The sequence below is a fragment of the Flavobacterium cheniae genome (assembly GCF_004363695.1).
In the GTDB taxonomy this organism is placed as follows: Bacteria; Bacteroidota; Bacteroidia; order Flavobacteriales; family Flavobacteriaceae; genus Flavobacterium; species Flavobacterium cheniae.
Genome location: NZ_SNZC01000011.1, coordinates 1 through 4,309, shown reverse-complemented (window position 1 = coordinate 4,309; position 4,309 = coordinate 1). Strand labels below are relative to the sequence as shown.

The following is a 4,309-nucleotide window of genomic DNA, read 5'->3' as shown; positions in this document are numbered from 1 at the left end:
TTAATACAAACCGTTTGACTTGTGCCTGATGCAATAGTGTTCAATGGTGTAACTGTAATAGTTCCTGTGGTTGTCGCTGGTGGACATCCGCCTGTGGTAGTTACAGTATAATTAAATATTCCACTTGCGGTTGGTGTTCCACTTATCGTAGCAACGTTTCCTGCCCATGAACCGGTAACTCCTGCTGGTAATCCTGCAAAGGTTGCTCCTGTTGCGCCTGTAGTTGCTAATGTGATATTTGTAATTGCACTGTTAATACAAACCGTTTGACTTGTACCTGATGCAATAGTGTTCAATGGTGTAACTGTAATAGTTCCTGTGGTTGTTGCTGGTGGACATCCGCCTGTTGTAGTTACAGTATAATTAAATATTCCACTTGCGGTTGGTGTTCCACTTATCGTAGCAACATTTGCTGCCCATGAACCGGTAACTCCTGCTGGTAATCCTGCAAAGGTTGCTCCTGTTGCGCCTGTTGTAGCTAATGTAATATTAGTGATAGCTGTATTGATACAAGTAGTTCTATTTATTCCTGCTGCAATTGTATTTAATGGTGTAACTGTAATAGTTCCTGTGGTTGTCGCTGGTGGACATCCGCCTGTTGTAGTTACAGTATAATTAAATATTCCACTTGCGGTTGGCGTTCCACTTATCGTAGCAACATTTGCTGCCCATGAACCGGTAACTCCTGCTGGTAATCCTGCAAAGGTTGCTCCTGTTGCTCCTGTAGTTGCTAATGTAATATTTGTAATTGCACTGTTAATACAAACCGTTTGACTTGTGCCTGATGCAATAGTGTTCAATGGTGTAACTGTAATAGTTCCTGTGGTTGTCGCTGGTGGACATCCGCCTGTTGTAGTTACAGTATAATTAAATATTCCACTTGCGGTTGGCGTTCCACTTATCGTAGCTACGTTTCCTGCCCATGAACCGGTAACTCCTGCTGGTAATCCTGCAAAGGTTGCTCCTGTTGCACCTGTAGTTGCTAATGTAATATTTGTAATTGCACTGTTAATACAAACCGTTTGACTTGTGCCTGATGCAATAGTGTTTTGTGGTGTAACATTAACTGTATTTGATAAACTTAATGCCGTACTACAACTCGTAGGAGTAAACACATATTGTACTCCATCGATCCAAACAACACCAGCTGTTCTGGTAATCACAATAGTATTTGTTGCTACGGTTGTCGTAACATTAATATATTGGAGCACATCATTTGGAGCAGCATTAAAAGTACCTATAGTAGCGACTCCGTCTGAAATAGTAACAACTCCAGCATTTGTATCCCTTGCAATACTTATAGTTATTGTTGTACCAGCTGGAACAGTATTTTGCAATGTAATTGTTAGAGTAGTATTTGTATTATCAACATATGCACAATTTATTGCATTAGCAGCTGCACCAGAAGCAGAAATAATACCTGTAGAATTTCCTGGATTTATTCCTCCTGTCGCTGACAAACCATAACCAGTAACAGGAGTACCTGCTAAAGAAACTAATGTTGCATTAAGAGTTGTATTTGCTATTACGCTAGGAACTGTAACAGAAGCTGTACCTAAAGCATTTAAGGTAGTAGTTACTGTTGTTCCTCCATTAATATTATAACTGACTATAGAGTTTGGTGTCCCTGTAAGATTAAAAACAGCATTAGAACCACTACATATTGGCGAAGTTGAAGTTAACGAACTTATTGTAGGCCCAGCGCTAATAGTAACAGATGTTGTTGCTACAACCGGAACAGCACAACAAGCGTTAGGAACAATAGTATAAGTAACCGTATATGTACCCGGTGTACTCGTCGAAGGTGTAATTTGTCCGGTGGTTGTGTTGATTGACAATCCAGCAGGAGCACTAAAAACACCTGTAGAAAAGGCACCTGTTCCAGTTAAATTTACATTGACTGGAGCAGAAGTTGTACAAAAAGGAGACCCTGCATAAGCAATATTTGCTGTAGCACATGCTCCTGACACATTAACAGTTGCACTTCTTAAAAATTGACAACCATTTTCATCAGTAACAGTAAAATTATATGTAAAAGTCCCAGCAGTATTGAAAGGTCCTACTGTAATGTTATTTGTCAATTGATTCCCAACACAAGCACCTGCTGTAGGGCAGGCAACAGGTCCTGGATTATTAACTACAGTAGTTGTTGTTGTTTGAGCAGGTACAGATGGTGCACCACCACTTGTAGTCCATACAGCTGAAGATAAATCAGGGGTTATTGTATCAACACTTCCATAACATGAAGAAGGAAACGTTAAAGACCAATTAAAAAGAGTACCATCATCTAAATTTAAATTATCACTAATCCTTATTGTCCAAACACCATTTAGTTGTGCACCATTAAAAGCAGTGAAAGGGTTTGTTGAATTATAAGTTTGTGATATGTAATAACTCCCTGTCTCACAAGCTCCAGTATAGCCAGCACAAGTTGATGTAGTAGTAGTAGTAACTCCTGCAGCTGTCCATGCAACTCCACCAGTATTTACAACTGTATATGTAGTACCACAACCTGGAACAGTATCATCATTCTGATTTGCACAAGTGCCAAATTTTGTACCACCTCCATGACTATCATACACTTTAACAACTTCACCAGATGGAGCAACTAACTCAATATCTAAATCTCCACTATAAGAATGCTCAAGATTAAATGTCAATGTAGGATAACAAGCTGAAGTCATAGTAGCGCCAGGCGAAAATAACCCGGAGAAATCTAGTCCAGACGAATAGCTAACACCAACTCCATTAGGAAGAGAAGTTACACCAGCTAAAACTGTTGGAGGCGACTGATTTACCGTTTGTGACACAGCAATTCCATTTAGAGTGGTAGATTCTCCACAATTCAAATTAACTGTTGTTGAAGTTCCTGTAAAACTTGGAGCTGGAGAAACTCGAATTAATCTTGTAGCAGCATTAATACTCTGACAACCCAAAGGATCAGTTGTTGTAATATTATTTCTTACTTTTAATCTTACTAAGTATATACCACCTGTTGTAGGAAAGGTATGAGATGTAGTTGCAGTATTTGTAACACTAGTTGTTCCATCGCCCCAATCCCATTCATATCTTACTAAACTTCCCGATGGAGTTGTAGAAGCTGATGCATTAAACGAAACATTTGTACTTCCAGGATTCAAAGCTGTACTTGGACAAATATTTAACGGTGTAGTTACAGTTAATGCAGCTGTAGGTGGTGAACAAGGTGTAACACATGATATAGTGGCTGACCATCCAGCATCTTCAAATGAACCATCAGATCTAAATCTAAAAGAAATACAACCATCTGGACTAGTTGATGTGATAACAAAAGGCAATGCAGGAGTTCCCGTAAAAGCATCTGCACCTGTTCCTGCAGCGCCAGCTGTATTAGAATTCCAAACTTCTAAAATATCAAATCCATCTTCAGTTGCAAATGAAGTAAATGTTATTCGGATTTTATCTCCAGGTGTTGAAGGACAAAATGTAATTGTACTATTTTGACTTGAACCATAATCTCCCGCACCATCACGGAAAGTTCCTGAACATGTTGTTATTGTTCCATTTGAGCCATTTGGCATGTTATAAGTTTGACCAAAAGAAATAAAACTTACAAGTAAAAATAAAAAAATTAGAGAGTACTTTATTTTCATTACATAAACTATTTAATAGTTAACAATTTATCTTTTAACTTTTGATCAAAAATATAGATATACCAAATTTCTTCAATAGTATATATATCTTTAACTTTATTTGAAAGAGTATTTATATAAGCAATTCCTTCTTTATAATAAAAATAATAATCACCTAACTTATCTTTATACTCCTCAACTTGCTCCGATGACAAATTTTTCAAAACCTTTAAATCTTTACTATCATAATTTAGCATAGGCTTGGTTTTATCAATCTTAAAAGATAAATCTAGGATGGTTCTTTTTGAACTTAATACATACCCAGGAGGAAGATTATAATTTTTTTCACTAATTTTTTGTGAAAAACAAGAGAAATATGCTAACAAGCACAAAACAAATGATAGGTAAATTTTCATTTTAAGATTTTTTTATAATAATCTTAACAATAGTAAAAAAAAAGAACAAAAAAAACAATAGATAATCAGTTTTTTTTGAACTTTATCGAAAATAAAATAAAAATACTACAAAAAAAAGAGGATTAATATAACTATTAATCCTCTTCTGTATGAGATATTTTAAAATTAACGTTTCATCGTAAAGTGAGCTTTAAACTGTTTCGCCACACCATTTTCCATGTAATCTAATGAGAACCAGTAATCGGTTGATGGAAGTAATTCTTGATTATATGTTCCATCCCA

General features: G+C 36.5%; 3 protein-coding genes. All 3 read right to left on the bottom strand.

The window, feature by feature from the left end:
• Positions 1 to 3,632, bottom strand: a 3,632-nt coding sequence (locus C8D80_RS12685) for a PKD domain-containing protein (RefSeq protein ID WP_133610988.1), incomplete at its 3' end; no start/stop codon positions are given.
• Between the two features lie 8 nt (positions 3,633 to 3,640).
• Positions 3,641 to 4,027, bottom strand: a complete 387-nt coding sequence (locus C8D80_RS12680; RefSeq protein WP_133610986.1) for a hypothetical protein — start codon at positions 4,025 to 4,027, stop codon at positions 3,641 to 3,643.
• A 165-nt stretch (positions 4,028 to 4,192) separates the two neighbouring features.
• Positions 4,193 to 4,309 (bottom strand): T9SS type B sorting domain-containing protein (locus C8D80_RS12675; protein WP_133610984.1); only part of this gene is annotated, 117 nt, incomplete at its 5' end.

Excerpts from the sequence above, each read along its gene's own strand:
- C8D80_RS12680 (WP_133610986.1), bottom strand. The coding sequence starts at position 4,027 with ATGAAAATTTACCTATCATTTGTTTTGTGCTTGTTAGCATATTTCTCT.